The sequence below is a fragment of the Streptomyces sp. genome, assembly GCF_035563135.1.
In the GTDB taxonomy this organism is placed as follows: domain Bacteria; phylum Actinomycetota; class Actinomycetes; order Streptomycetales; family Streptomycetaceae; genus Streptomyces.
In genome coordinates this window covers 1-2,054 of the sequence record NZ_DATMVN010000268.1, presented here as the reverse complement: position 1 = coordinate 2,054, position 2,054 = coordinate 1, and the positions used below count along the sequence as shown (strand labels likewise).

Here is a 2,054-nt window from a genome sequence, read left to right as displayed (position 1 = left end):
AGCATGCGGGCCGCACCGCGGCTGTCCCCGGCGAGCCGGCCGGCGTCCGTGGGTCGCCGTGTCGCGGAACGACATCGGCCTGTGATTCAGGGCACATGGCCGGAGACTGTAAAGCCACGACGCGCCGAGTACGCCACAGGCGCGGACGATCGTGACCTGCAGGTGACCTGCGCACGAGCCTCGGGGGTCACCCGGCGGAGAGCGGAAACCAGCAATGTGCGGTGGTCACACGGCGCGGGCCGGCCACGTGTGGGCCAGCCACGTGGAGAAACAGCGTCGAGCGCCGCGGGGATGGCCCCCTGCAGAGCCCGCCGTGGGCCCCGTCCCGGCCCCGCCCCGAACGTGCGAGGGGCGGGAGGACGGGGTCCTTCCTCAGGCGGCGCCGGCTCCGGCGCCGGGCTCGACGGCGAGCAGGTCGTAGAGGCCGGTGATCTGCAGCGGCCGGATCACCGCCCGGGACGAGGCGACCACGCGGAGCAGGACGCCACCCTCCGCGGCCCGCCGGTGGGCGCCGGCCAGGACGCACAGCCCCGCGGAGTCGAGGAAGGTCACGCCGTCGAGGTCGACGGTGAGCGCCGGGACGCGGTCGGCGAAGGCCGCGTCCACGACCTCGCGCAGCCGGGGGGCGGTGGATGAGTCGACCTCGCCGCTGACGGTGAGCAGGACGCCGGCGGCGGAGCCGGTCACGTCGATCGAGACGAGGTCTGTGGTGGGAACAGCGGTCACGGTGCGCCTCTCTCGAGGAAGCGAACCCGTACGGACGACCACGGGATCAGCCGTGGCACGACGCGGAGTCCGGCAACTGGTGCCGCGGCTGACTGTTGAACCGCTACCCCCTGACCGTAGGGACCTCCTTCTCGATGTTCAAGGGGCGATCGCAGACGTGATCACGGCCGCGGTGCGCCGGAGCCGGGTGCGGCGGCCGGACGCCCCCGGCGCGGGGATACTGGACGGCGTGTCGAGGTGGCTGGCGGTGTGGGGCGCGATCTGGCTGGCCGGCTCGGTCGGGGCCTTCCTGGTGCTCGACCCGATCCTCGCCTCGTTCGTCGCCATCTTCGGCCTCTGTCTCTGGGGCGTCGCGGTGCTGTCCAGCAACTGGGAGCAGCACTCCTCCTTCGAGCAGCGCGAGCTCGACCGGGCCCGCCGGCGCGCCGAGCGCCGGGAGCGGACCAAGGACGCCCGCGCCCGCGACCGCGCCCGTTGGGAGGCCCACCAGCAGCGCAAGGCCGGAAGATCCTCCGGTCGGTAATCCGCTCGACGACCCCCGGCGTGGTCCGTAGCGTCGCCGTCGTGCGCTCCTGATCCGTCCTCCGTGACGTGCCGCGGGTCGAGTCCTGCTCCCCGCCGTCCGCGCCCCGCTCCGGCCGGGCGCACCCCCCTCCTCACTGACCGGCTGCCGGTCGCGCAGCTCTGCCCTCCTCCGGAGGTCCGCCTTGTCCCGCCCGCACCGCGCCCTCGACGGCGCACCCGCCACCGCCCGCGCCGCCCTCCCCGAGACGGAGGCGGCCTCCTTCGACCGCCTGACGCACGCCGTCCTCGCCCGGCCCGGCGCCGCCCTCGGCGCCACGCTGCGCGCCGTCCTGCCCGGCCCGGCCGGTCCCCGGTGGCTGCGCTCGGCGGGCCTGCCGCCCACCACCCGCGCCGCCGACCTGACCGCCGAGCAGTGGCTGTCGCTGTACCGCTGCTGCGCCGAGGCCGGGCGCGCCCCGGTGCTCGGCGCACCGGCCGGGCGGGGTGGACGGCCCACCTCCGCCCACGGTCATGCCTCGGGCGCGCACGCCATCCCGCGCTGGGGTCAGTGAGAGAGGACCCCTTGCCCCCGCCAGAGAAGGACCCCGTCCTCCTCATCCCTCGGAGAAGGACGCCGACGGGAGGCGCCGTCGGCCCCGACTCACGGGCCGACGGCGTCCTCGGCGGCGAGCGCGGCGGCGCGGTCGGGCAACCGCTCCGCCCGCCGGAGCCCGCTCGGGAGCGGCTCGACCACGTCGTGGACGCGGTCTCGCTGCCGCCACATGAGGTCGCGGATCCGCTGGGCGGGGAGTCCCTCGGTCGTC

3 protein-coding genes are annotated in these 2,054 nt (G+C 75.8%); 2 read left to right on the top strand and 1 reads right to left on the bottom strand.

Annotation, left to right across the window (positions count from 1 at the left end; translation table 11 throughout):
- Positions 1 to 372: 372 nt before the first annotated feature.
- Positions 373 to 726, bottom strand: coding sequence for an STAS domain-containing protein (locus VN520_RS11680; protein WP_325746812.1), 354 nt, complete (start codon positions 724 to 726; stop codon positions 373 to 375).
- Positions 727 to 883: 157 nt separating this feature from the next.
- Between VN520_RS11680 and VN520_RS11675 the strand changes: the two genes are divergently transcribed.
- Together VN520_RS11675 and VN520_RS11670 are read left to right on the top strand one after the other, a co-directional pair.
- Positions 884 to 1,249: a hypothetical protein gene (locus VN520_RS11675; protein ID WP_325746811.1), complete on the top strand. Its 366-nt coding sequence runs from the start codon at positions 884 to 886 to the stop codon at positions 1,247 to 1,249.
- Positions 1,250 to 1,433: 184 nt separating this feature from the next.
- A complete protein-coding gene (locus VN520_RS11670) occupies positions 1,434 to 1,802 on the top strand; it encodes a hypothetical protein (RefSeq protein WP_325746810.1) in 369 nt (122 codons plus the stop codon).
- The last annotated feature ends 252 nt before the right edge of the window (positions 1,803 to 2,054 follow it).